The sequence below is a fragment of the Lachnotalea sp. AF33-28 genome (genome assembly GCF_003477885.1).
Taxonomy (GTDB): Bacteria; Bacillota; Clostridia; order Lachnospirales; family Lachnospiraceae; genus AF33-28.
Genome location: NZ_QUEE01000003.1, coordinates 211,367 through 236,480 on the forward strand (window position 1 = coordinate 211,367; position 25,114 = coordinate 236,480).

The 25,114-nt window shown below is 43.7% G+C and carries 23 protein-coding genes; all 23 read right to left on the reverse strand.

Going from position 1 to position 25,114, the window contains the following annotated elements; all coding sequences use genetic code 11:
- Positions 1 to 11: 11 nt before the first annotated feature.
- Positions 12 to 833, reverse strand: coding sequence for a glycosyltransferase family 2 protein (locus DWZ56_RS05555; protein ID WP_118555398.1), 822 nt, complete (start codon positions 831 to 833; stop codon positions 12 to 14).
- A 13-nt stretch (positions 834 to 846) separates the two neighbouring features.
- The gene (locus DWZ56_RS05560; RefSeq protein ID WP_118555399.1) at positions 847 to 2,220 is read right to left on the reverse strand and encodes a DUF6056 family protein; all 1,374 of its coding nucleotides are present in this window, start codon (positions 2,218 to 2,220) and stop codon (positions 847 to 849) included.
- Positions 2,220 to 2,708 carry a hypothetical protein gene (locus DWZ56_RS05565; protein WP_118555400.1) on the reverse strand — a complete coding sequence of 163 codons (489 nt, stop codon included), beginning with the start codon at positions 2,706 to 2,708 and terminating at the stop codon, positions 2,220 to 2,222. Before DWZ56_RS05565 ends, DWZ56_RS05560 begins: the two co-directional genes overlap by 1 nt.
- The gene (locus tag DWZ56_RS05570; protein WP_118555401.1) at positions 2,695 to 3,708 is read right to left on the reverse strand and encodes a glycosyltransferase; all 1,014 of its coding nucleotides are present in this window, start codon (positions 3,706 to 3,708) and stop codon (positions 2,695 to 2,697) included. The genes DWZ56_RS05565 and DWZ56_RS05570 overlap by 14 nt, the downstream gene beginning before the upstream one ends.
- 6 nt (positions 3,709 to 3,714) lie before the next feature.
- Entirely contained in the window at positions 3,715 to 4,644 is a 930-nt protein-coding gene (locus DWZ56_RS05575) for a glycosyltransferase family 2 protein (RefSeq protein ID WP_118555587.1), read from the reverse strand.
- A gap of 22 nt (positions 4,645 to 4,666) precedes the next feature.
- Positions 4,667 to 7,027, reverse strand: a complete 2,361-nt coding sequence (locus DWZ56_RS05580) for a discoidin domain-containing protein (RefSeq protein ID WP_118555402.1) — start codon at positions 7,025 to 7,027, stop codon at positions 4,667 to 4,669.
- Between the two features lie 34 nt (positions 7,028 to 7,061).
- Positions 7,062 to 9,452, reverse strand: a complete 2,391-nt coding sequence (locus tag DWZ56_RS05585; RefSeq protein ID WP_118555403.1) for a discoidin domain-containing protein — start codon at positions 9,450 to 9,452, stop codon at positions 7,062 to 7,064.
- A 4-nt stretch (positions 9,453 to 9,456) separates the two neighbouring features.
- Positions 9,457 to 10,410: an SGNH/GDSL hydrolase family protein gene (locus tag DWZ56_RS05590; protein WP_118555404.1), complete on the reverse strand. Its 954-nt coding sequence runs from the start codon at positions 10,408 to 10,410 to the stop codon at positions 9,457 to 9,459.
- Positions 10,400 to 11,704: a flippase gene (locus DWZ56_RS05595; RefSeq protein ID WP_118555405.1), complete on the reverse strand. Its 1,305-nt coding sequence runs from the start codon at positions 11,702 to 11,704 to the stop codon at positions 10,400 to 10,402. Before DWZ56_RS05595 ends, DWZ56_RS05590 begins: the two co-directional genes overlap by 11 nt.
- A gap of 20 nt (positions 11,705 to 11,724) precedes the next feature.
- Entirely contained in the window at positions 11,725 to 12,660 is a 936-nt protein-coding gene (locus tag DWZ56_RS05600; RefSeq protein ID WP_118555406.1) for a hypothetical protein, read from the reverse strand.
- A 24-nt stretch (positions 12,661 to 12,684) separates the two neighbouring features.
- The gene (locus DWZ56_RS05605; RefSeq protein ID WP_147369388.1) at positions 12,685 to 13,707 is read right to left on the reverse strand and encodes a hemolysin activation protein; all 1,023 of its coding nucleotides are present in this window, start codon (positions 13,705 to 13,707) and stop codon (positions 12,685 to 12,687) included.
- A gap of 20 nt (positions 13,708 to 13,727) precedes the next feature.
- Positions 13,728 to 14,993, reverse strand: a complete 1,266-nt coding sequence (locus tag DWZ56_RS05610; RefSeq protein ID WP_118555408.1) for a glycosyltransferase family 4 protein — start codon at positions 14,991 to 14,993, stop codon at positions 13,728 to 13,730.
- A complete protein-coding gene (locus DWZ56_RS05615; RefSeq protein ID WP_118555409.1) occupies positions 14,990 to 15,598 on the reverse strand; it encodes an acyltransferase in 609 nt (202 codons plus the stop codon). The genes DWZ56_RS05610 and DWZ56_RS05615 overlap by 4 nt, the downstream gene beginning before the upstream one ends.
- 21 nt (positions 15,599 to 15,619) lie before the next feature.
- A complete protein-coding gene (locus tag DWZ56_RS05620) occupies positions 15,620 to 16,546 on the reverse strand; it encodes an alpha-1,2-fucosyltransferase (RefSeq protein WP_118555410.1) in 927 nt (308 codons plus the stop codon).
- A 70-nt stretch (positions 16,547 to 16,616) separates the two neighbouring features.
- Positions 16,617 to 17,744: an EpsG family protein gene (locus DWZ56_RS05625; protein WP_118555411.1), complete on the reverse strand. Its 1,128-nt coding sequence runs from the start codon at positions 17,742 to 17,744 to the stop codon at positions 16,617 to 16,619.
- Positions 17,745 to 17,756: 12 nt separating this feature from the next.
- On the reverse strand, positions 17,757 to 18,584 hold the full coding sequence (locus DWZ56_RS05630) for a glycosyltransferase family 2 protein (protein ID WP_118555412.1): 828 nt from the start codon (positions 18,582 to 18,584) through the stop codon (positions 17,757 to 17,759).
- The gene (locus DWZ56_RS05635) at positions 18,581 to 19,678 is read right to left on the reverse strand and encodes a glycosyltransferase family 4 protein (RefSeq protein WP_118555413.1); all 1,098 of its coding nucleotides are present in this window, start codon (positions 19,676 to 19,678) and stop codon (positions 18,581 to 18,583) included. Before DWZ56_RS05635 ends, DWZ56_RS05630 begins: the two co-directional genes overlap by 4 nt.
- Positions 19,675 to 20,328, reverse strand: coding sequence for a CatB-related O-acetyltransferase (locus DWZ56_RS05640; protein WP_118555414.1), 654 nt, complete (start codon positions 20,326 to 20,328; stop codon positions 19,675 to 19,677). The genes DWZ56_RS05635 and DWZ56_RS05640 overlap by 4 nt, the downstream gene beginning before the upstream one ends.
- Positions 20,329 to 20,341: 13 nt before the next feature.
- Positions 20,342 to 21,223 (reverse strand): glycosyltransferase family 2 protein, encoded by an 882-nt coding sequence (locus DWZ56_RS05645; RefSeq protein WP_118555415.1) that lies wholly within the window; start codon positions 21,221 to 21,223, stop codon positions 20,342 to 20,344.
- Positions 21,220 to 21,810 carry an acyltransferase gene (locus DWZ56_RS05650; protein WP_243095088.1) on the reverse strand — a complete coding sequence of 197 codons (591 nt, stop codon included), beginning with the start codon at positions 21,808 to 21,810 and terminating at the stop codon, positions 21,220 to 21,222. The genes DWZ56_RS05645 and DWZ56_RS05650 overlap by 4 nt, the downstream gene beginning before the upstream one ends.
- Before the next feature lie 18 nt (positions 21,811 to 21,828).
- Positions 21,829 to 22,575 (reverse strand): glycosyltransferase family 2 protein, encoded by a 747-nt coding sequence (locus DWZ56_RS05655; protein ID WP_118555416.1) that lies wholly within the window; start codon positions 22,573 to 22,575, stop codon positions 21,829 to 21,831.
- Between the two features lie 6 nt (positions 22,576 to 22,581).
- Complete coding sequence (locus tag DWZ56_RS05660; protein WP_118555417.1) at positions 22,582 to 23,970, reverse strand: exopolysaccharide biosynthesis polyprenyl glycosylphosphotransferase; 1,389 nt, start codon at positions 23,968 to 23,970, stop codon at positions 22,582 to 22,584.
- A gap of 13 nt (positions 23,971 to 23,983) precedes the next feature.
- A complete protein-coding gene (locus DWZ56_RS05665; protein ID WP_118555418.1) occupies positions 23,984 to 25,075 on the reverse strand; it encodes a hypothetical protein in 1,092 nt (363 codons plus the stop codon).
- Positions 25,076 to 25,114 lie beyond the last annotated feature (39 nt).

Consider the following 25,114-nt stretch of genomic DNA (forward strand, 5'->3'; position numbering starts at 1 on the left):
CCCCCTGTACATCATAAACTTTTATTTTTTTTAATATGGATTATATAATATCTTCGTAAATAACTCACTGCACCAGAAGGTAAAAGTAACTGAATTACATTCTTGAACCATGCTTCTGTGTACTGCAGCAGATAATGATATGAAAAAAAGCCATCACCATATCCACATGCCAGTCTAGCCCTTTCCCTTTCGTGTACTAAAAGAGTAAAATTCGTAGATGATATTCCATCCATACTAAAGACCGAGATAATATTGCCACAATATATAAATTTATGCTTATCATTATATAGACGTAAAATCATATGATAATCAGCACTTATGCGGAAACTTGAGTCATATGGATAAGCTCGCATAACGTCAGTTCTTATAAAGCAGGATTGGTGACCAAAAGGCATTCTTTTGACGATTCTTTCCATGTCAGCATAACGCAAAGATAAAAAGTCACCTTCCTTTTCAATAGTATCTCCATATATTACGGAGTACCCATCATAATATTTATTTTTGAACACATCATCTAATGTCTTATTTGAATAATAGGTATCTCCTGCATTTAAAAATCCCACCCAAGCACCATTTGCATAAAGTACTGCCTCATTCATTGCTGCATAAATTCCATCATCTTTTTCAGAATAATATTTAAAATCAATACCTTTCTGTATAAACAGCATTCTGTAATTTTCCACAATTACTTCCGTTTTGTCACTGGAACCTCCATCCTTTACTATATACTCGATGTTATTATAAGTTTGTTCCAACACTGACTTTAAAGTTACTTCTATCGACGTTTCAGCATGGTAACATACAGTTATAATAGAAACTTTATAATCTTTCATGATGCCCCCCCTATCAATCGATTAGCAGTAGAAAGTATATAACATTGCACGCTGCCAATACGCCAACTCCATATTTGATAAATAATATTCCATGTTCACTAAGTATTATAATTCTTGCAAACAATAATTGAGTTGATAACAGTACAGCAGTTTCTAAGAAAACCATTGTTCGTTCACCTGACGCGAATATTGTAGGTGAAAATCCCATGATTACTGCAGTCACTCCTCCAGTCAAAATTATCAGTATGTTTATCCATGTATATTTACATGTTTTTTTATCCCTACACCAAAATAGAAAGGCCATTATTACAGAAACAAGCGCCAAAATTAATAATGCTAAAGGAATATATGCTGATAGCATATTATAATTACCCGCAGTGATTATTCCTGTAGGGGTAACACTTTCAATAATCCTTGTCATTTCAGGAAAATATAGTTGCAGCAAAGGCCTGGTTAATACCAATACGCCGACACTTACAAGCGGAATACCGCTCCATATATTCATACCTCTACCAGTCTGCGGTTCCTTAAACGCTCTCAAAAGAAGAAAAATAGAAAAAATCAGAAATATCAAATTGGGCTTAAAGAGCAAATACGAGGCTCCATTTGAAAACCCCAATTCTATCTTATCTATCAATGACAACGTTTCATATTGAGGAAACCAATACCAAACCTCTCTATCATAACGCACAGAATTGCCTGGGCTCCTCATTATATAAATAAGCGAGCATAGGCAGATTAAAAACTGTATATAAACAAATACATTTTTAGTTCTCTTCATAATAAAATAAATGCTAAAAATTAATGTTAGAATAAAAAGCGCCACACAAGCCTGTTCATGACTGGCGCTAAAAGCTGTGCAAATGACATATATGCCATATTCCCACCATTGTATTTTTTCACAATATATAATTTTTTTAATTGGCAGACACGCCAGCAATCCAAAACTTACAGGCCATAGATAGTTTAACGTAGTAGCTTCCCATCCAGCACTGCCCAATTGAATAAACGGATATAAAAGCACCAACTCTACGGCCATGATCTTTAAATGTTTACGATTATTAGATGAATCGGCAACATCGCTAAAACGGTATATAACATAGGCCAACATTGTCCATACAATGCTGTCCGCAATCCTCCAGCTCCATACACCTAATAGAATTAAGTGAAACCATACAAATTCTAACACACTTCTTGATGACCATGTAAAATATCTGTTGCTCACTAAATCCCTTACTGTCTGGGTTTGTAAAGCCTCCCAATAACGTACATCATCACTGCGATCTGTATTCAAAAAAAAGTGTAATAATAGCATAAAACAAAATAAAAATATAAAAATCTTATTTTCTGCTACATATTTTCTATACTTTCCGGTAAAGGATTTCATTATTTATCTCCTACTTGGAACCGTTCTTCCGTCATAATTAATGTTGCATCATTATTATTTCCATACCCAACCCCTATAACATAATCTCTACCCTTCTGAAGCTTGGAGGTATTTACCAAACCAAGCAATCCGGCATATTTATTCTCATATTCATTCCCCGCGATTTCGTTATATCTTATATCCTCGATTATCTGGGTGGGTATCTGTATATATGTACCACTTACTGTATCCTTAAGAACAAAAAAGCTATTAGCTGTCTTTATACTTTCTCCATTTTTATATGCATAACCTTTTATAGAGATATAATTATGGACTGTAATCTCCTCTATAACGCAAGTATATTCCTCCGTAGAATAAACAAGCTCCGAGGGAGTGTAATACCTGCATCTGCCTTCATTCCAGTAAACAAGGATACACACAGATATTATTACTATAAATACTATTGCTATATCGAAGGAAGTACGCTCATACAATCTATTTTCTACCATTTAGATCTCCAACCTTCTTATGTGTATAAGTTTCAAATATTTTTTTAATCAAATCGGCAAGCTTTTCTGCGCTACCCATTTCAACAAAATAAATACCCTCCTGTTTTTCAGAATATCGTTCATGATTTGCTTTGTTATCCCCCAATATCATAGGTTTATGCATCGCTTCATAGATATAAGCCTTACCTGGTATTGTTCTTTTGGCCTTCTGTATGCTCCCATTAAAATGACCTGCCAGACACAGATCAGCCATAGCAATGGTTTCAGCCAATTTATCCTGCGAAAGCCATGGAATACATAACATATTGTTACTAACAGGCTTATAGGAACACTTTTTTAACGGTCCAACAATTATAAATTGTATATTTGATATCTCTTTCAATATATCTGCTGATTGCAAAACCACCTCTAATCCCTGTAATGGAAGTACACTTCCAAAATACATTACGACAAATTTCCCCTCCAGTTCCTGCGGCTTTTTTATTTTTCTTGGATAGTATAATCCAGTATCCGCTTCAAGGTATAAAACCTTTATAATACTCCGGGCTAGTCCAAACTCATCAATAAAGTATTTTCCATGGGCTTCTGTATCTGCAATTACAAGTTTAGATTTGCTTAATGTTCTGTCATCAAGCCAATGACAAAATCTTGCCATTATACTATTATCTTTAAATGTTTTTCTGTCATTTACCAGTGTATCAAATACCGATATAAAAAAATCAATAATTATTGTCTTATTAGACATTTTCCAAAAGAAAACCGGCAATATAAGTTGTGGTGAAAATCCTATAAATATTGTATCTACTGCTTTCAAAGACATAAAAAGCAAGCGAATGTATATAACAAATAAACGCAAGGGATAACTTTTACATTTCGAATAAACTATCTGGACATTTCCTGCCATCGCTCTTAATATTTTTATTTCCTGCTGATTACGAATATAATCTATATTTTTGGTTGTTATGAAAAGGATCCTTTTCCCCTTAATATAATCATCCATTTTTAACTATATTTTCTCCTTAATATGGCTTTCATTATATCTATCATGATATGTAGCATCAACTAGCATATCTCCTAAGAACCCAATTGAAAACATCTGCACACCCAAAATTATACATAACACACCTAACATCAATAATGGCCTACCACCAATTCCTTGACCTAAAAACCACAATACTGTAAGGTAGGCACATATTATACCGCCCAAAGCGCTAAGTAATAATCCTATTTTACCAAAAAAATACATGGGCCGATCATAAAACTTGCCAAGAAAAGCTACCGTTATAGAATCAAACAGGCCTCGAAGATACCGTTCAAACCCATACTTTGACTTACCAAATTCTCTTTTATTATGATGTACAGCAATCTCCGTTATTTTAAATCCCTTTCGATATGCTAAAACAGGAATATAGCGATGTAATTCTCCGTATACATCTAAGCTTTCAACCACCTCCCTACGATAAGCCTTAAATCCACAATTAAAATCATGAAGCTGTACACCTGAAAGATGAGAAGTTACTTTATTAAATAATTTAGACGGAATTCTTTTTTCCAGAGGATCATGGCGTTCTTTTTTCCAGCCGGAAACCAGATCATAGCCTTCATTAATCTTATTGATAAAATTATGGATCTCACAAGGATCATCCTGCAGATCAGCATCCATTGTTATAATAATGTCTCCCTTAGAATTCCGAAAGCCAGCCTGAAGCGCTGCTGCCTTACCAAAATTTCTGCGGAACACAATAAGATGGACATTAGCATCTTTGACAATAATTTTCTTAACCTCTTCAGAAGAACGGTCACTCGAACCGTCATCAACAAATATCATTTCATAGTTATAAACATCCAATACGTTATCTAGTATTTTTTCATAAAGGAGCTGTATAGACTCTTCTTCATTGTACATAGGTATAACAAATGTTATCATCTGTTCCATAATCCATCCCTCGTTTTCTAAATTATTCGACAGTTTGAAACACAGCCACTTCACTAATTGTCCAGTCATTTTCTAAAACTTCCTGTGTATCACCTGTTATCAAGCGAATATACTGACATTTGACTGCCTCAAAAAAATACTCAATATTTTCTGTGCTGTCAGCATTTACTTCCCCATAACTCTGTCCATCTTCTGATATAAAAATTCGTAATTTTCTTGGATAATCAGTCTTCCACTGCCCCGGATCCAAACGCAATCCACTCACATGATATATACTATCTAATTCGATATCAAATACAATGTCGGGATGCTGCGTATTAGAATGCCAATTTGTTTTTGGATTATTATCAATAGCATATTCAGAATCAGGGCTATTTTCATGTCCTAGCACACGAACTATTGACTGGGGATGTGTTATAGCATCTTCCTCTGCTCTATTCTGATAAATGTTTAGAGTTATTCTTTCACCAACACCGACTACTTTAATCCCTACTAAATGTTCTGTACTAATATGCCCCCAAATCTGATTCCCGGAAATTTTATAATCATTCTTATCAGAAATACATACCCAATTATCCCCATCAACCGTAGCATAAACTTCACTTTTTTCTGCTACTTTTTTATTCTCAAATTCAATCGTGACTTTGTCGACTCTTACAGGCTCCTTCCATATTGCTATCGCTGTATCATTATTGCATTCCCAGGTTATATTATCAATAGAAGAATTCCATATGCCATTTGATAAAGTTAAAATACTCGTGGAATAATGTTCATATGAACGTTTAAAAATGGTATTAACATAAAAGCCATCCACTATTAAACTATGAATTTCATCAAACTCCTGAAATTCATTGTACTTTTTACTCTGTGATACAGCTGAATATGTTTCGACCACATAATCCGCTTCTTCTACGCTATTGACAATTGATATCCGAGCACGTTGATCTTTCTCTAAAAAATCATATCCACTCGTATTTTTTGCATATATTTTAATAGAATCACTAATATCTGTATTAAGAATATACAGAATAGCAGCATATCCGCTTGTCCCCCAATAATCCTTCTCAAAATTTTCATCTACATATGGACGTACTAATGGATTGAAATAAACATATTCGTATGGGTGATTACATCCGATCCATAAAATAGTAGTAATGACACTGAAGCCCAAAATTCCCCAAAGAGATATAGCAGCAGCTTTCTTTTTCGCAAAATAAACAACACATGTTTTAAATCCTACTAGCGCAAATAGAATAATCAATGGATAAATAAAGTAAAAATGCCTCCAACCAGTATATAGTACTGGTTTTAATAGGATGACATACAGAAATGGGATCACCATACACATAAAAATCAATACCAAATTCCATGAGTAATCCCGATCATCTAGATCGCCTGTTTTATTCCTTCTAAAGAACAGCCTAAACCCTTCCGATAAAATACCCACTATACAGAACAAACTATATACTATGGGTGTACTTATAAATATCCAGACCGGTAAATAGTGCCAGGGCAGATGCATCGCCTCAACGTTTTTACCAAAATAGAAGTTAGTATTGATCCATACACTATAATTAGAAAAAGTTTTTATTGTCTTTAATAATACCTCAAACACATTCCCCCATGTAACAGGAGTCATTAGTAAATATAATCCAAAACACCCTGCACCTGTACCAACAAAATATAACCAATAATGTTTAAGAGTCTTATCAGCAATACAGCGTATAAATGCCAAAAATAGGCAGGATGCTATGATTACCCCACCCACAATTCTAACATTTATACATAATGCAGAGGATAAAATAAGCCCTATAAAAGATTTAATACTTATCTTTTTAATGAACAATATAGCAAAGTATAAATTAACTACAAATGCTGACAGCCCCATTAAATCCTTAACATTATAAAATGCATCTCCCAGAATCCTGGGAGATACTATCAACAAAAAAGTTCCTAGTAAAGCCCAATATCTTCTTTTAGTAAATACATAACATATTCTATAAAAAAAGATAGTTGCAATAAAGAATATCAGGAAGTTGTAAAAATGTCGGATAAGAAAAACGGTGTGCAAATCTAATTGAAAACCAAACAAATGCTCAATTACCACTGTCGGCAATTGTACAGTAACTCCATAATAAACACCATATGACTTAGGATCGGGTACCGTTGGAAAATTCACAGTATCGGTTACTATATTACCAACAGAAGGTACTAAATATTTATACATAACGAGACTATGATATCTTTGAATCCCCTCGTCACCTGACAAACCGAAATCTCTAAAAGTTACACACCCGTAAAGAAAAAAAAGCGAAAAAAACAATACTATAACCCATTTTTCCTTTTTCTTTATTAGCTCTTTTATTTTTTTCAATCTTGACATACATGTATACTCCTGTTTTTATTACAACCTGCACTCATTGCATGATAACTCCAGATGTTATCACTGTCAATTCCCCAATCCCCCAGTTCCATCCAATCCCAGCCTCTGTCTCTCCCAAACGAAGTCGGATATAATGGCTGTCTATCGGCTCAAAGAGATACGTTTCTCCCTCTAATTTATATGAAACCGGCCGCCAGTCCTCACCGTCCAATGAAGTGTATATTTCCAGGTTCCTGGGATAATCCGTCTCATTTTTGCCCATTTCAAGGGTGATTCCGTTAATTTTCTGCTCATCCTTCAGCGTAATATCAAAGCATATCCCTTCACTCTGCTCCACTCCGGTGGTCCAGTAGGTATTGCTGTCTCCATCCTTCACATTCGGCAGTTCCTTTGGATTATTGTCACTGTTTACTTCCTGTATTCCTGATTCCAGCGGATTCAGCTCATATCCCAGCGGCACATACAGATCGATATTCCAGTTTTCATCCAGCATCGCTGTATCTTTATCATATAATATACGGATATACTTGACGCTGCGCATATCAAATACCGCTGAAATTCCATCTGCCACCGTTGTATAGCCTGCGATCTGATCCAGTCTTTCAAAAACGCCCTCTTCATTTCCAACGAATACAACAAAATTCTCGGGCAGTCTGTCCGCAGTTGTTCTGGCAGTAACTTTGTCAATATCCCGTGCCTCCGGCAGTTCTCCTGTCAGCACAGTCTGATCGTTCGTGCTCTCATCTATCCAGGTAATGCCATCCAGGCTATAGGATATCCCATCCCGTTCCTCTCTGACCATTGTGCTCTGCAGCCACTGCTGACCGCGCTGGAATATGGACTGGAGTTTTATTCCGTCCACCTCAACCCGGTATATCTCATTATACAACACCCACTGGAAATATGCATCACTTTCTGCCATATCCCTGTAAGGTTCCAGAACATATTCGGCCTCTTCGACCGTATAGACTTCCTTTATCCGCTTATAATCCTCCTCCGGCAGCATGGGCGCACAGTAGTTCATCGTCATATATACCTTAATCTCATCTCTCTGATCCAGATCCGCCAGATACTGAAGGATCTCCAGCCCTGCCAGATCCCAATAGTCTCTGTCAAAATTCTCCGCCGCCAGATTCCGGCCTATGTGATTGAAATACATAAATTCATATGGATGGCTGCGAAGCATCCACCTTCCGACAAATAGCATATAAATGCCTATGGCCCCTACCGCGGACCACTGCAGCACCTTCCATCTCTTTAAAAGCGCGCATATACGCATCACTGCAAACATTGCAAACAGTATCATTACCGGATAAATAAAGAAAAAATGTCTCCATCCGGTATAAAGTACGGGTCGCTTAATGAGCACATATGCGATTGGAACAATCAGCATCATAAACAGAAGCAGCCTGACCCACATCTCATCCGTATCCACGTCCTTACGGACAACAGCCCGCAGACCTACCACTGCCTGATCCACTAACCCCAGCACCGCCAGTATCAGATATAAAACAGGTATGGAAATACCGATCCATACGAAAAGATAATGCCATGGCAGATCTGTAGACGGGACATGACTGCCTAAATAAAATACATCAAAGGACCACTTTGTGTAATTTGAAAACGTTCCGGCCAGATTGAGTATTTCCTGCACAGTATTTGTCCATGTAATAGGGGTCACAAGAATATAACAGCCCAGACACAGAACTCCTGTACCAAGACAGTAAAAGAACTGCTTCTTCCACCTTTTTTCCATTATACTTTTTATAAATGAAAAAAGGAGACAGAAGAAGATCAATATGCCGCCTACAATTCTGGTATTTGTACACAGCGCAGAAATGATAGCCAGCGGTATCATCGTTTTTATACTACTTTTCTGCAGAAATTTAATTGCAAAATATAGATTCACCACAAATACCGGGAGAAAAAACATATCCTTCATGTTATAAAAGGAATCAGAAAATATCCTTGGAGACAGCACTAGCATAGCAGTCGCCAGCAATGCCATATATCGGTTTCTGGACAGCATATACGCGATCTTATAAAAGAAGATACAGCTGACAAAAAACAGCAGGAAAGTATAGCAGTGCTTCACCAGGTAAACCTGGCGCAGCGATAACTGGAAGTCAAACATATGCTCAATCATGACCGGCACAAGCTGAAGCGCCACCCCGTAATAGCGGTCCTTCCATTCTGAAAGGTCCTTAAGCTGCGCAAAATCCACTGAATCCGTTTTAATCTCGGTAACGGAAGGAAATATACGTTTGTAATTTATAAGCGCGCTGTCCCGTTCTATCAGCTCATCCGTAGATATGCCGTAGTCCTTAAAACAATACAGTCCGTAACAAAGGAACATGGCAAAAAACAAAATGACCAGTATATTCTTTTTCACTGTCCGCCATACTTTATCAACTCTATCCTGCATATCTCTATTTCCTCTCCACCGGTTTTAAAGTCTCCAGCCTGCCGATGATCACACGGGCAATGGCCTTTCCACCTTCATCGTTCGGATGTACCGTATCACTGATATACTGTGCTCTGTTAAAACAGTTGATTCCTGTCTCCCCGAAGACATCAATATATGGTATGCTTAAATACTCGCAGACCTCTTCCATGGCCTCTGCGTAGTCCTGGGTCGTCAGTCCTATACCATTATACTGCGGCTCCGTGGTATTTCCATGCATCAGAGTCTCATCTTCCGGGCCTCTGCCGCTTAACGGCGAACATAAAACAATCACCGCGTTTGGGACACGCTGCTGTATTTTAACAATCATTGATGCAACCGCTCCCTTGAAGGTAGTTTCGTCATAAGGATAGCTCAAATCTCCCAACGGTATATTAAGGCTTAAGTCCGCGTCATTGGTTCCCCCCATGACGACCACCAGATCTGTGTCCTCCGGTATCATCGTATTGATTCTATCCGTACTGCAGAAGTACCCCTCATGTTCGGTTGTGCCTGCCGGCTGTTCGGTGCTTTCAAATCCATAGCGGCTGTTATAGCTGCCATCAGGGTTTGCCCACCAGGTCTGCTCACTTTTCGTGATCGTGGCACTGCCGATTCCTCTTTCATAGTGCCTTGCAAATCCGAAATATTCTGTAATATAGTCCTGCCAGCTTTTTAGCTGTGTGATGCTGTCGCCATAGCTGCACCATTTTTTCCCTCTCCAGGACACATTTACACTGCCGCTCTCCTCCAATGCAACGTCCAGCGCTTCGCCCAGTTTTACTATATCATCCTTCTGTACCGCGGTTATCTCAGCCAGAATATCTGTTTTTTCTTTAAGTTTTACTATAGAATAACCTGAACCTATCCCAACAATCAGAATAGCAGCAGCCAATACAATTGAAACAATCTTCCATTTCAGCAGTTTTTTATTTTCCATTTCGTATCCCCCGCAGACGGTCTATCAGATCTTTGGCCATGATCGCCTCTGTCATTTGCTGCACAGAGGGCCTGGTTTCTTTATAAAACAACGGTGCTATAAATGTTATTACAAACTGTGTTGTCAATGTGGCAATGGATGCTCCAGTAGCCCCCAGCTTAGGAATCAGTGTGAAGTTCAATACCAGGTTTACGGCCACGCCCCATATTGGGAATATCTCTGAATACTTATTCAGGCCCTCGCAAACAAGCCAGGTCCCCCTGGCAACCGCCAGATGTGAAAACAACGTGCTCCAAATCAACAGAATCAGACTCGGAAGAGATGCCATATAGATCGGTTTATATATCATCAAAATAAACCGGCCGAATATAGTAATACCCAGTCCCGCAGCAATTCCTATCCATATGATGATAGAATACAAAGTCTTCATCCGCTCTTTATAATTTGTATTCTGCGCATATCCCTCCATGATAACAGGACGGTAAGAGCTCATAATCGCGTTGGGAATAAACACCCACATCATTGCAAGTCCGTATGCGGTGGAATAGATCGCCACCTCCGCATCATCCCGCATATTTCCGATCATGATCCTGTCCATTTCCGAATATATTACGGTGATCATTGAAGCCAGAATAAAATGCTTACTCTGATGCAGCAGACGCTTACACCATACAAAAGAGAAGCCAAATCTCTGCTTTCTCTCTTTCATGTAAATATAAAACAAAATTATACACATCACCAGCGCATCAAGTGTATAGGAAAATGCAAACCATGCCTCGGTCTTAGCAGCAATGATTATATAAATTTTCCATGCTGCCAAAATCACATAGGTGAGTCCTTTTGCAATGGATACATGTTTCGATTGCAGCTTCGATTGAAACCAGAAATCCAGCAATTCCGATATCTTAAAAAGGAGCTGCAGCGATACCATTATACATATGACCTGGTAAAATGGCTGAAAGCCCTTTGTTACTCCCACCAGCAGCTGGATACTAATGATAGAAAATATCCCGGCCAGAATCCGCATGATCAGTGCGGTGCCAAGTATTGTTCCTTCTTCGTCGGGATTGGCGACGAATTCCTTAATAATTACATATTCCAGTCCCAGTGCCGCAATAGAGGTAAATACAGAAACAAATGAAGCACAGTAATTGATCGCACCAAACCCTTCGGGTTGTAAATAGTTTACTGTTGCGATATTGATAAAGAACGAAACGCCCATCTGCATGATGCGTTCCGCCAATATCCACATGGAATTATTAACGACTCGATTATTCGTTCTGATTTTTTTCATTTTACTATTCCCTTATCAGATCACCAGTAACAGCTTCCTTCAATCTTCCCCGCCCCTTCCGGCCTCTCGCTCTTAAGCGGCCGGCGCCAGTTCTCATTGATGATATCCTTATACTCCTCTTTTGCCTCCCAGCGCTGCCCGCGGATTCCGAACAGCAGTTGCGTCGCGCCGCCCAGATGGATCGCCTGCCTGCCCGCCCTCTTTAACTTTGACGCGAGAGGAAATCCGTATGCGCCGCAGCCGATAACCGCCACATCAAAGGGCTCCTTCATGGCCTCTTCATACATATACTCCAAAGCCTCGAACCAGTCGCTGAACCGTTCGTCTTTCTGACCTGCGATGGTCTGCACGGCCTTCACGGTGCGCAGGCTGAATTCAGGCAATATCTTTTTATCCGGAAACAGAAGATCTTTCCTCTGATACTGCTGCCTGATCGAATCTTCAAAGGGATGAATTACGACCACCCGCTTTCCTTCCAATGCCAGGGTCCAGGGGATATCCGCAAAAAAGGGCTCCAGCCCCGACAAATAACAGTACAGAGCCTGGTTCACCCAGGTATTCAGCACATAATTCTCCATAGGAAGCGTATCCCATGTGGCCAGCAGATCCACATCTCTGCATGCATCCCCCATCAGACGGCCAAACCGCATAACGGCGTCCTGCTGTCTGGGAAAAAATCCGGCATTGATGCACATAGAATCCATATTGGCTTCCGGAATGCTCCTGCGGATTCCCATATCCACCTCCAGCGTTTTTAAGAAGGTGCGCATCTCTCCGCTGCCAAAACGGCAGGCCATAAAAGGTTCCCCTAATCGGATGCGGCTTCCGATCAGCCGGTTAGCCGCATTGGCATCCAGATGCTTTACATTGTCATATTTTACTTTTGGCTGCAGCTTCAACACATGTCTGCAGCCCGCGGCAAAAAAGTATGCTCCGTATTTCAGCTGTCGTATCATCCGTTTCCGTCCTCTCCGCCCGTTTTATTTTCTGAATATATGCAGCACGTTTTTCACCGTGCCGGGAAGACGCTTCAGCTTCGCAGCCTTCTCTTTCCGGTCCGAATAGATAAAGCTCTTAAACCCGCCTTCTATGCCCCTCCACGCTTTCACCATCGGATGGCCTTCGCTTAAGATTCTGCAGAATCTTTTGGTATAGGTTACATCTTCGATCACAAACGGTGGATGGCGCAGCGGAAAATCCAGTTCATAGGTCTTCTTATAGAAAACCTGCTTGATGCCGTTTGGCACAGTCTTAAAAGAGGCAGCGCCATGGGTGCCGTTGGCTCCCACCCCTATATTAGAAGTTAAATTCCGGCTGGGCACGATATCCAGCATATGATTTGTAGACTTGGTATTCCAGATAATTGTTTCAAAATAAGCCTTCCCGGTGCTTTTATGCCATTTGCAGGTCTTGATCTTTTCATCCAGAGCCTCTGTCTGATACTTCATTTCCCTCAAAGCATAAGGGCTGTCCAGAAAACGGTACTGCGTATCAAACAGATCTATACAGCGTTTCCAGGTAGCCCAACCCCAGATGGCCGACCTTCTGGAAAAAAAGTAGTCCGCATAATCCTCATTATACACATCCAGATGGTTCATTCCGGCAATGGTAAAAATCCGGTTATCATTTTCATAACGGTCCAGCATTTCCTTAGCAAAAGGGAAAAAGCTCTGGCTAGCCACAATATCATCCTCCAGTATCATGCCCTTATCCACATGGGAAAACATCCAGGTGATGGCATTGTACATGGAAGGGTCGCACCCCACATTGGACTCCTGATAATTGCGGTGCACCTCACAGTCCCAGTCAATCCCGTTTTCCGCGATCGCACGGCATTTCGCAATGTTTTCCACATCATCACTGCGCCCGGGACGGGGCCCGTCCTGATATAAGAACAGCCTGCTGGGCCTGGCCAGCCTTACCTGCTCAAATACTTTTTCAAATGTATCCGGCCTGACAAAAAAAACGCACAGTACCGCCAGATCTATTCCGCTCGGCTTCATGAAACTCTCCTTTTTACTCATTATCCGCAAATCTCCTGATATATTTCCGCCAGCCTGGCGGTGTTGGCTGCCCTGTCATAGGTTGCAGCAGCCTTTTTTGCCGCGCTTTCTCCCAACAAGGACGCCAGCTGCCCATCTTCAAAAATCCTGCAGACATAATACGCCAGCATATAAGGCGCATCCGCCTGATATACAAATCCTTCTTTCCCATGCTCCATCAGGTTTTTTACGCCGCCCACATCGGAGGAAACACAGGGCATCCCCAGAAGCATGGCCTCTCCTACTGAATTCGGCGAATTTTCAATGGATGACGGACTGACAAACACATTTGCTCTTAAAAACTCCTCACACATGGTCTTTTCATCGAGAAAACCGGTAAATACTACCTGTTTCTCCAGCCCGTATTTTCTGATCAGGCTCCCGATATATTTTCCATAGGAAGATATCCGCAGCTTGTCCTTCAGGGTCTTTTCTCCGGTCGGATCGCCGCCCGCCACCCGAAGCTGTACATCCGGATACCGTCTGCGTATTTCCGGCATCGCCTCCAGCACATAATGCAGGCCCTTGATGGGATAGCTTCCCTGACTGACAAAGATGGTATGGGGACTGCAATCTTTAAGCTCCCACCGCTTCTCATAAAATACGCTCCGCAGCGATTCATTGCAGAAATGATACGCAGCCTGGGGTGCCAGCTGCTGCGTGCAGGCACGGTCCCAGTCCGTCCTGCCGATCACATGGCCTGTTTGGGCCAGCGCTTCTTTCTCAAAAACAGCTCTTTTCAGGAATTTCTGCCGCTGGGCAATTAGATTATCCCGGCGGATCAGGTCGCGGAAGGTATATCTTTTCTGGACCCGTTCCGGAAGATCCGCCATAAAGTGCTTTGCATAGACGGATACCATTCCCTGTATGCTGATAACCGTTTTATCCGGCTTTCCGTAAGCCTTAACCGCCGCCAGAGTATGGCTGTATTCCGTACCGAATATATGAACCACATCCGGATCAGCCTTTTTCATAATCTCACGCAGCTGTTCTTCCACGCCGGGTTCATACTCATTCATCTTTTTCAAATCGTTCGCAAATCCGTAGTAATGAATCCGCTTTGTTTCCCCTTCCGTCAGTCCATCGGAACCGGGCATCGGAAAACAGACAGACAGATCGATATCCTGTATCTCCATCAGACCTTCCATCAGACCGGTCAGCCATCCTCCCACCGCCGGAGCATCCGTACGGCCCATATGCTTTGCGATAAACGGAAGCATTATATTGCATACCCACAGAACTCTCATACCGAACCCTCGCTTCCCTCCTGCGCTTTCCGTATACACCGCGCCGGATTTCCTGCCCAGATTTCATGATCCGGTATCCGCTTTGTTACCACCGAACCCGCTCCTACGATGCTTTCTTCCCCAATAGCAGCGCCTTTCAGCACGATGCTGTGGGCGCCGATGAATGCCCTGGCACCGATCTCCACCGGCTTTTTCACCGCCTCCAGCATGTCCGCTCCGCTGCGCCTGCCCGCATCCAGCGTATGAAAATCCGTATCATAGATGCGGACGCTCCCGCCGATCTGCGCCCCTTCTCCGATCACCACTCTGTGATGGCATACAACCGCCGCATTGGATATGCCCACACCGTCCCCTATAATCAGCTCCGCACCGTTTAGCAGGGAAAATACAGTTCTGGTATCCCCGCCGATAGGATTGGAGGACAGTGAAGAATTGATCACAACATTTTTTCCGATGCGTATCCGGCCATGGCCGGCGATCTTGATCCGGCCGTTGATTACCAGGCTTTTATCATACTCCACACCCCGGTATTTAAGTACAGCCAGATTATAAAGTCGGTTGGGAATTCCCAGCACCGTACTGATCATCGCTTTTATACCTGCCATAGCCCCATCCACTCCTTTTTTCTATATGTCTCCGGCTTTCTTTTGCCGGGCCAGGATATCTCTGATTCGCTCTCCGATCTCTGGCGCGATCACACCGTCAGTCTCATATTCAAAACTGCTGTCCTTTTCCGTCAATATCTTCTGCTTTATCTGATTGGTATAGCAGATACAGCTCATCCGTCCCAGATATCTGGCCCACATGGAAAATGAGGAACCCGATGCCACAAACAGCGGCACTCTCGACAGCGCCATGATATCCGCTATGCTGGTTCCAAAGCTGATCCGTTCCACCGCAGGCAAAGCCAACACCGGTGCGAGCTCTTCGTCCGTACCGTCAGAAAAGATGCAGGCTTTGACCTCCCTTCCTGCATACTCACGTATCTGGCGAATCACCCCTGCATACCAGTCAATGGGAAGTGCGCTGTCATGTCTGCCGTTTTTCACCTCATCCGCCGAAACGCGGCCAAAATCCCCGAGCCTGATGTGCACGCCGATGGTGCCGCTGAAATCATACGTAAGTGCTGCCCGGTTTTTCTTCTTAAGATTTTTCTCTAACATCTCACGCACATAGGCGCTGTCATATAAAATCTCTTCAAAACATCCCTCAAATCCGGTAAATTCGATTATTTTATTGTCAAAACGGTCCCCATGTCCCTTTTCACACTCCGGTACCCGCTTTTTTGACATGAGATACCAGAGCTTCCGGATACCTGAAATGGCACCGCAATTATTCTGAAATAAATCATTGTAAAACCGCTTGTCCATTTCTCTGCGAAGGAGAGGCCCAAGCTTAAAAGAAAACCAGGTCGGCCAGATCAGACGGTATCCGTAATCCCTGGCGCACACTGCCGCCCGGGCATAGGTAAAGAGTATGTTGCCAAGGCCCGCGCCGCCCAGTCTGACAAATCCGAGATCCTTTTCTGACAGTTTCGGGTATACATAGTTCAAGACAGTTCCTCCTCTACTGTCACCAGCCGAAGGCTGATGACCTGTGCACACAACAGTGTGCTGCCAATTATCACGGTATCATTTTCTCAGCAGCCAGCTCCTTGAGCTTATCAAAATAGGTGGCATAATACCAGTCCCCGCCTCCGGCAAGGGTAGGTACAATATAGAAAAAGAGCAGAATCGCCAGAATCCCTGCATAATAGAATATGCGCATCTTGCGGTCCTTCTCACAGGACACTGCTTCCGGCACAATCAAAGCAAACAGGCCGATAAAATACAGGTTCAGCCTGCTCCACATCGGGAACCAGAACAGCAGCGCATACATCGCGAAGGTGAAGATGGCCGCGTTGATATAAACGATGTTTCCCTTTTTTGCCTGAAGCATCGGCTTGTAATACATCAGGCACAGGATCATGTAGATCAGGCACAGCCCTACCTGTGTAAATGAAAATTCAAACTGATACGCATCCTCAAAGTTCAACATGGACGGATAAAACCTGGCAATCAGCTGAAGCGTCACCGTATCCCTGAACAGTGTGGCAAGCGCTGCCAGCGCAAAACAGATGAAATATACGGAGGGCTTATAACGGAACATCAGAAGCACCACAATCGGCAGCATGAACTGCCAGGCCGTGCGGTGAAAAAAGCCCGCAATCACCACGGCTGCGATGCATTTCTTCCATTTTCCATCCGATGCATAGCCCATGGCCAGAAAAATGATCGTGGCCGCCATACCCTGACGGATCAGGTTAAACGAATAATAATACAGTGTAGTATAAAAGATAAACAGGCCGAAAGGTACAAACCTGCAGTATTTTCTCAAACAGTGCAGACCGACAAAGGTTATGATGGCATTGGTGATAAATATAATGACCTGCGGCTCATCGGTAAAGATGGAAACGATCCGGTTCAGCCAGACATAGCCTCTTTCTGTGCCGGTATAACGTGCCGCATACCAGTTCTCCGCAATATCCGTAAATATTGTGCAATAGGACTCATAGTCTGTCCCCACATTATAACGCAGTCCTCCGAATAATGCCAGTGTCAGAAATATAAGCGCCCAGAAAACTCCCGTGAGTGAGATCCTGATCTCCCGCCTTCCGGCAGCAAACACCGCTTCCCAGCGGTTGGCTTTCCCTATCTCTATACAAAACCCCAGTATCATAATTATGCTCAATACTACTAAATAGATTGCCATAAATACTCCGTTCTATTTGCTTTTTATCATTTTCTTCACCAGACCCGCCTTTTCCAGATAACGTCTGACCTGATGCCAGATATGGGCCGGCAGATAGCGCGGCGGTGTGGATAGAATGATAAAGGAAATGCGGTATAGAGGATTGCAGCCGGACCGTTTGCTGAACAGCTTTTTCACTGTCAGCTTACTGTACTCATTCACTCCGGTAGCGCCCTCGTCGAAGGTGTATGTCAGAGCGGAAAAAGAACGTATATGCATTCCCTTTCGGTAAGCGCGGATGGTAAATTCAAAATCGGACAGATAGTGCGGCAGCAGTATGGGATGAAGACCGCCAATTTTCTTCCAGTCTCCCACCCGGAGAAACAGGCTTCTGGTGGAAGCACAGTTGCTTTCCGTGTCCGGCGGCATGAGTCTTCCTGTGCCGTCCACAAATGAATGGGTGAAAATACCGTCCAGCAGCTCTTTGCTGTGCATGCCATACCCGCAGCCAGCTACCAGCGTGTTTGCATGCTCCTCAAGCAGACGTATCCCCTTCTCCACATAGTCCGCGCCAAAATTTGTATCATCGTTGCTGATCAGCACGCAGTCTCTGTCATTTTTCGCGTTCTTACAGAGCCATTTATAAACCATATGCAGCGCACCGCCCCACCAAAGATTTCCGTCCCCCGTCAAAATTGTGGATGCCGGAAATTTGCTGCGCACCATATCCGCTGTCCCATCCGTAGAACCGTCATCCACTAATAGAAGGTGTATATCCTTATAGGTCTGTGTCAGAAGACTGTCGATAAATTTTTCCGTAATTCGGTATCTGTCATGTACAGCGGTAACCACATATATCATATACTGCCTCCTATCCCCAACAGACTGTCAATCACCGGGATATGGCTCTTTACAATGTTCTCCATGGTATTGTCCTGCATCTTTCCAATATTGGCCTTCTGCATACGCTGCCGAAGCCCATCATCCCCAAGTATCTCCCTCATGCGTTTCCTTAGCTCATCAGGATCCTCTGCAGGCACTAGATAGCCGTTTTCACCGTTTGCCACCAGCTCGCGTCCGGCTATACAGCGGTCTGTCGTCACCACCGGCAGTCCGTTCGCCATCGCCTCATTAATTACCAGGCCCCATATATCCTCTCTGGTGGGCAGCACGAAGAGATCACTGGCCATATAATATTTCATCACACGTTCCTTGTCCATAAAACCCAGGATGTGCACATTCTTTAAATGATGCTCACGGATAAACTTCTCATACTCCGGCGCCAAGTCCCCGCCGCCTATAATCAGCAGCTGATAATCCTCTGGCATTCCCTCCCAGCTCTGCAGCAGTATATCGTTACCTTTTCTGTGTATGAACTGCCCAATCGTCAGAACCGTCCTGCAGTCTTTTATCCCCAGTTCTCTGCGGACATCCCGCACTTCATCCGCAGTCACAGGAGCCTGCCGGATATCTTCTCTTGTAAGTGAGGTAAAATTGTGGATATGGATTCGCTTACGGTCAGCACCGTAATGGCGGAAATAATCGGATGCCGACACCCCGCTGGCAAAACATGCCGCAGCTCTTGATACGAAAAAGTGTTTCACCCTGTCTTTAATAAAATTCCGATTTATAAAGGCACCGTCACAGTTGATACAGTACGGCACCTTCCGGCGGATGCACTGCATCATCAATTTCATCGCCCTTTTGCTGAAGTAATCATAAGCCAGCACCAGATCGTACTGTGTGAGATTTTTCAAAGCCTGCTCATATTTCTGTACCGCTTCCGGCGTGGTCAGCACCGTAAACTCATCACTTTCCACAAACCATTTAGCATTCCTGTTCTGATTTTGAACAAACTCGAAATACAGATCGATTTGGTATCTTTCAGCCAGACCCCGAAATACCGACACCCGGTACGGCGCCGGAAAAATGGATAAAATCAGCAGTCTCTTCATCGTACCTTTTCCGCCTCCTTCAGAAATTCCTTCACATCGGTCATGCTCGGAGCCAGCCTCTCTATATCCTCATCAGACAGTTTCCACCATTCTGTGGCAAGCAGCCGCTCTACTGTTTCATCATCAAAGCGTTTCCGGATGCATCTGGCCGGATTACCGGCCCAAATCTCATAAGGGCCCACGTTTTTTGTAACCACGGCTCCCATGCCGATCACCGCTCCGTCCGCCACTGTAATTCCCGCTTTCAACATGGCATTCGTAGCGATCCAGACATCATTTCCAATCACGGTCTGCTGGAATATATCATATTCGTGCCTCGAAAAATTCTTTTTAAGTATATTGTCCCACTTATGAAATACAGATGAGGTGGATACCCAGTTCAGAGGATGGCCGGTGCCTCCGATATTACAGTTACCGGCGATAGAACAAAAATTTCCGATCACACAGTTGGTAACAAATGAATTGCGGCCAATATAAGAATACCGCCCCACGCTGCTGCGATAAAGTCTTGTTCCGCTGCAGACCGCCGATGTTACATCCACCTGGCTGTCTGAAAGCAATGCCAGAACCGATACCTTGCTGAAAAACCGCTTTGGCAGCCCTATCACATTACGTAACAAAATCCCGGCCCTTCTCATGATCTGTCTCATAGAAACCTCCGTATCAGCTCTTTAAGTCTCCGCGCCCTTCGGTTGCGGTACCCATATGTTCATGCTCATAGATCTTGGCATCCACCAGGAAACGGTACCAATAACCTTGAAGAAAGTGAAATGCCAGTCCTTCTTTACCGTCCAGAAAGCCCAGGCGCAGAAAGTACCGGTAAAGAAAATACCAGTGCGCTCTGCGCATTAACGGCGTCTTATAATAAACCACATTCTTCATCCACCGCTTCCGCTCCGCCTGACCGCCTCCAAAGAACTGCGGCTTCATCGTAACTCCGGTCTCCATCTGACGTTTTTTCTCCAGATGGTCCTGCACTTCCTTATTGGAATACCAGTTATGTTTATTAATCCACCATTCCAGGCTCTTGGTATTGTTATCGATCAAATCGTGCTGGAAACAGATACTCTTTCCGCTTTTTAGCAGAAAATGCTCATCCATCAGCGTCTGCTCACACCATGCGGTGCCACGCCGGAAAATACGCAGCAAAATGGTAGGATAAACGCCGCCATGCCTTATCCAGCGTCCCAGAAAATAGACACGCCGTTTCAACTCAATGCCATTTACCTGCGGGTCAATGCCATCCAGCCTGCTTCCGATTTCCTCAGCCAATTCCGGCGTCAGTTCTTCGTCCGCATCGATGCGCATAATCCATTCCGTATCCATCTCGGTATTATCCAGTCCCCAGTTGATCTGGGTGGCATGGTCTATAAACGGGTTCTGATAAACATCGGCTCCCAGTTTCCGGGCCACTGAAACAGTATTGTCCGTGCTGAAGCTGTCTACCACAACAATCCGCTTCGCCAGCCCCTTCAGAGAAGCAATGCATTTGGGTATATTGTCCTCTTCATTTTTTGTTATGATCAAAACAGTTAAATCCATCATAACTCTACATTTCCTTCCTGTATCTGACCGCCGGTCTTTTTTATTACCTTGGCCGGATTACCGGCAATGACAGAACCCGATTCAAAGGTGCCGTGAACAACGCTGCCCGCTCCTATAATACAGTTATCTCCGATCACAGTTCCTTTAAGAATAATACAGTTGCATCCAATAAATACATTTTTTCCGATCTTTACCGGCCTGGTGACCAGATGGTCATATATATCCGCTTTCCGTTCCTCCGGATTCAAAGAGTGAAAATCGTTGTCGAATATCTTGCAGTTGGCCCCGATCACCGAATAGTCGCCCACTTCAATCAGTTCTCTGGCATACAGCGTGCTGCCGGATATTCCAACATGACTCCCGATCCGGACCGTGCCCTTATCTCTCGCAATGATGATTGTCCTTTGATACAAGCCAATCAGATTAGACAGGAAATTACTGTTAATCGCGCAGTCCTCCCCGATCTCAAGAGATGCCTGTGAAAACCGGAATATAAACGGCCAGCCTACGAGCTTCAGGCCCTTCCCGTACTTCACCTTATTCATCTTCAGCATGATCTTAGGCAGCTGACTGTTAAACTTAGACATAAGAATCACCTTACCGCATTACGCAAGTATGAATTTCGCAGTTTCCATCAGTACCGCTTCCAGCAAATACAGCCTGCTGTAACCGTACTTCCGGTAAATCCTGTACTTCACCACCATGCGTTCCTTCGCGTCCTTTAACGATTTTCGGTTGCTGGCACCGCCCAGACGGTAATTTGCCAGAGTTCTGTTGACGGTTACTACCTTTTTGTGGCGGCTGCGCATGTACAGAAGCATGTCCAGATCATCGTATACCGACTCATTGGGATACTGATATGCCTCATAGATCTGCTTTGTCAGAAAGGTGGTGGGGTGATTCCAGTCCCTGGTGGTTACATAGTCCCTGAGCCTGGCCCGCTTAATGCCGGTGGATCCGTCTCTCTTTATCATGCGAAGATCCGCATACATCATATCGAAGGGTTCTTTCAGATACGTCTCCGCCACCACTTCAGCGCAGACCGGCTCATACCAGTCATCGCTGTTTAACAGACCGATCAGCTGTCCGCCAGCCATACGTATGCCTTTGTTCATTGCATCGTAGATGCCACGGTCCTTTTCTGAAACAACCCGGTAAGATATGCCTTTTTCGGTAAACTTATCCCGGTAGCTATCGGCTATGCTCACTGTGCCATCCGATGATAAACCGTCTATAATGATATACTCTATGTTCGTATATGTTTGATTCAGCACGGACTCAATGGTCTGGGCGATGGTCTTCTCACTGTTATAGGCTGCCGTCACAATGCTGATTAATAGCTTTTCTTCCATCTTTTATTACTTCCCTGCATTCCGCATCTCTGCTGATTTTTCTTCTGTAAACCCTTCTGTGCTCTCCCTGGTAAACATGATCTTTATAGTAAGAAGGATCAGCCTGATATCCAGAAGGATCGAATAATTTTCGATATACATAAGGTCAAGCTTCAGTTTATCATAAGCGGTAGTATTATATTTACCGTATATCTGTGCATAACCAGTCAGCCCGCCTTTTACCTTCAGGCGATAGGCGAACTCCGGAATCTCCTGCGTATATTTCTCTACGTGTTCCACACGCTCTGGTCTGGGGCCCACAATGCTCATATTTCCCACAAAAATATCAAACAGCTGAGGCAGTTCATCCAGCCGTGTAGCGCGGATCACCCTGCCTACCGGAGTGATTCTCGGATCTCTTTCCGTAGCGGGAATCACACGCCCATCCTTTTCCGCATCCACAATCATGCTTCGGAATTTCGTGATGTAAAAAATTTTTCCGCCGTTCGTTACCCTTGCCTGCCGGAAAAATACAGGTCCCCGATCATACAGTTTGATGGCAATAGCAGTGAAAAGCATAAACGGAGACGCGAGTATAATCCCCAATGAAGATATTACAAGATCCATGCATCGCTTGATCAGCTTCTGCTCTATGGATAATCCGCTGTTTCTTGCCAGCAGCAACGGTGTATCAAAGAAATGCAGATTCTCCGACCCTCTTAAGATAATATCGGAAATATTTGGCGTCACATATACACGGATACAGGCCCCATAACAATATTTGATAATCTTATTGCGCCGTTTGGAGTGAACTTCACAGAGCACTACACCTTCCGAATTTCGTATTTTTTCCTGCAATACCTCCATTGGCTCATCTCCGCGAATGAATTCCCCAATCTTATATTTATCGTCCCGGGTCTCCATCTTGCGCGCCAACAGTCTCGCATTACTTTCATAGTCCTCATAAATCATCAAAAGCGTTCTGGCGGGAAAAAGCGTTCGGTAGATGCGGTTGAGAATAAACATGAATATACCGATCCCCACAATATCCGTCAGCGTCAGCACTGCAAACGGCAGGAAATCGGGAAATCCCCTCGTCAGCAGCACGATGATCAGATAAACAAAAATATTGGCACAGATCACCGCCAGCCCCTGCGAGAACACCATGCTTGTAGTCTTCTCATAGCCGATCTTTACCCCTCCATAAAAGTTGATGAATACCACCAACAGGAACACATACAGCAGCAGCATTACGAAGTTACCCTTTTGAGCAAAGGGATTCATGGTCCGTTCGTTATAATAGTCAAACCATACTTTCCAGTACAGCAGTGACTCCGCAGCCACTACCAAAATCGCGGAGAACATGCGGTATATTCTTTTGTATTTCTCATACTTGTTTTTTTCGTTCCCTGTCATATTCATCCCTATCCTATTTCACCAGTACGTAACCGATCAGATTGGCATCCACGATCTCCAGATTTCTGACCGCCTTTTCCACATCCGGTATTTTATCCTTATCGATCCGAATTGTCAGTATGACGTGCCCGGCATTCTTGCCTTCCTCCAGCGTTTCTGCAGACACGGCCATATCCTGTCCGGTCTTTACGGCCGCATCCATGCCGGAAGAACCGGTTCTTTCCTCCAGACATTTGCTGATATTATCCGCCAGTTCACATAACCCCAGGTCTTTGGAAGAGGATGCCAGCAGGAAATTGCCGTTGCCGTCCTTTTCGCCGATATTGCGGAGCATGACCGCCATCAGGTCACAGCCTTCCTTCTGATCCCTGCCCAACTCGCAGATGCAGGGCAGGTTAATCACCGCGCCGATTTCTTCTTTTGTTCGGAACACCTTATCCGCCAAAACCAGAATCAGTACGGAACCCAGCCAGACAAACACGCCGGCTAAGAGCACCATCAGCTTATTCCAGGACAGCAGGGACCCCAGCGACAGACTAACAGTCTTTGGCTCGTCCAGATCAAAGGTGATCACAGCCCCTTTATGATTGGTCATATAAGCCTTTGCTTCCGGATAATCTATAATCTGTCCTTCCAATCCCATGACCCGCTTCGCTTCGGAAACCAGCAGCTCCTCAAACTTAGTAGCTATTAGCATGGTCCGATCCAGCCCAACGCTCATGGTCGTAAGCTCATAGTACATAGAATCGCCCTTCGTGGCCACGAATATGATATCCTGGTTCTTATCAAACGGTTCAAATCCGTTCTTCTGCAGCTCTTCGTCTACCTGATCGCGAACCATCTCACTGTACAGCAGCCATTTATAAGCATCCGTATAGTCCTCATCCTTGCTGTCAATATAGACGGTTGCCAGGGTCTGATAGGTGTCCAGACTGGCGCTGTATACATCCATCCTGTATTCTTTCCATGTTGTCAGCACTACATACCCTACTGCGAGCCCCATCACCAGAATACAGATCCACCAGTATTTCAGCAGATTGTACCTGATCTTACGGATGCTTAACAGCATCTCTCCGGATTCTCTGTGTGTCGGTTGTTTTTCCACGCTTTATACCTCCGATATTCATATGTTTTTTTAACAGCT

Coding starts and splice junctions, on each gene's coding strand:
- DWZ56_RS05555 (WP_118555398.1), bottom strand. CDS start 833: ATGAAAGATTATAAAGTTTCTATTATAACTGTATGTTACCATGCTGAA.
- DWZ56_RS05560 (WP_118555399.1), bottom strand. CDS start 2,220: ATGAAATCCTTTACCGGAAAGTATAGAAAATATGTAGCAGAAAATAAG.
- DWZ56_RS05565 (WP_118555400.1), bottom strand. CDS start 2,708: ATGGTAGAAAATAGATTGTATGAGCGTACTTCCTTCGATATAGCAATA.
- DWZ56_RS05570 (WP_118555401.1), bottom strand. CDS start 3,708: ATGGATGATTATATTAAGGGGAAAAGGATCCTTTTCATAACAACCAAA.
- DWZ56_RS05575 (WP_118555587.1), bottom strand. CDS start 4,644: ATGGAACAGATGATAACATTTGTTATACCTATGTACAATGAAGAAGAG.
- DWZ56_RS05580 (WP_118555402.1), bottom strand. CDS start 7,027: ATGTCAAGATTGAAAAAAATAAAAGAGCTAATAAAGAAAAAGGAAAAA.
- DWZ56_RS05585 (WP_118555403.1), bottom strand. CDS start 9,452: ATGCAGGATAGAGTTGATAAAGTATGGCGGACAGTGAAAAAGAATATA.
- DWZ56_RS05590 (WP_118555404.1), bottom strand. CDS start 10,410: ATGGAAAATAAAAAACTGCTGAAATGGAAGATTGTTTCAATTGTATTG.
- DWZ56_RS05595 (WP_118555405.1), bottom strand. CDS start 11,704: ATGAAAAAAATCAGAACGAATAATCGAGTCGTTAATAATTCCATGTGG.
- DWZ56_RS05600 (WP_118555406.1), bottom strand. CDS start 12,660: ATGATACGACAGCTGAAATACGGAGCATACTTTTTTGCCGCGGGCTGC.
- DWZ56_RS05605 (WP_147369388.1), bottom strand. CDS start 13,707: ATGAAGCCGAGCGGAATAGATCTGGCGGTACTGTGCGTTTTTTTTGTC.
- DWZ56_RS05610 (WP_118555408.1), bottom strand. CDS start 14,993: ATGAGAGTTCTGTGGGTATGCAATATAATGCTTCCGTTTATCGCAAAG.
- DWZ56_RS05615 (WP_118555409.1), bottom strand. CDS start 15,598: ATGGCAGGTATAAAAGCGATGATCAGTACGGTGCTGGGAATTCCCAAC.
- DWZ56_RS05625 (WP_118555411.1), bottom strand. CDS start 17,744: ATGGCAATCTATTTAGTAGTATTGAGCATAATTATGATACTGGGGTTT.
- DWZ56_RS05630 (WP_118555412.1), bottom strand. CDS start 18,584: ATGATATATGTGGTTACCGCTGTACATGACAGATACCGAATTACGGAA.
- DWZ56_RS05635 (WP_118555413.1), bottom strand. CDS start 19,678: ATGAAGAGACTGCTGATTTTATCCATTTTTCCGGCGCCGTACCGGGTG.
- DWZ56_RS05640 (WP_118555414.1), bottom strand. CDS start 20,328: ATGAGACAGATCATGAGAAGGGCCGGGATTTTGTTACGTAATGTGATA.
- DWZ56_RS05645 (WP_118555415.1), bottom strand. CDS start 21,223: ATGATGGATTTAACTGTTTTGATCATAACAAAAAATGAAGAGGACAAT.
- DWZ56_RS05650 (WP_243095088.1), bottom strand. CDS start 21,810: ATGTCTAAGTTTAACAGTCAGCTGCCTAAGATCATGCTGAAGATGAAT.
- DWZ56_RS05655 (WP_118555416.1), bottom strand. CDS start 22,575: ATGGAAGAAAAGCTATTAATCAGCATTGTGACGGCAGCCTATAACAGT.
- DWZ56_RS05660 (WP_118555417.1), bottom strand. CDS start 23,970: ATGACAGGGAACGAAAAAAACAAGTATGAGAAATACAAAAGAATATAC.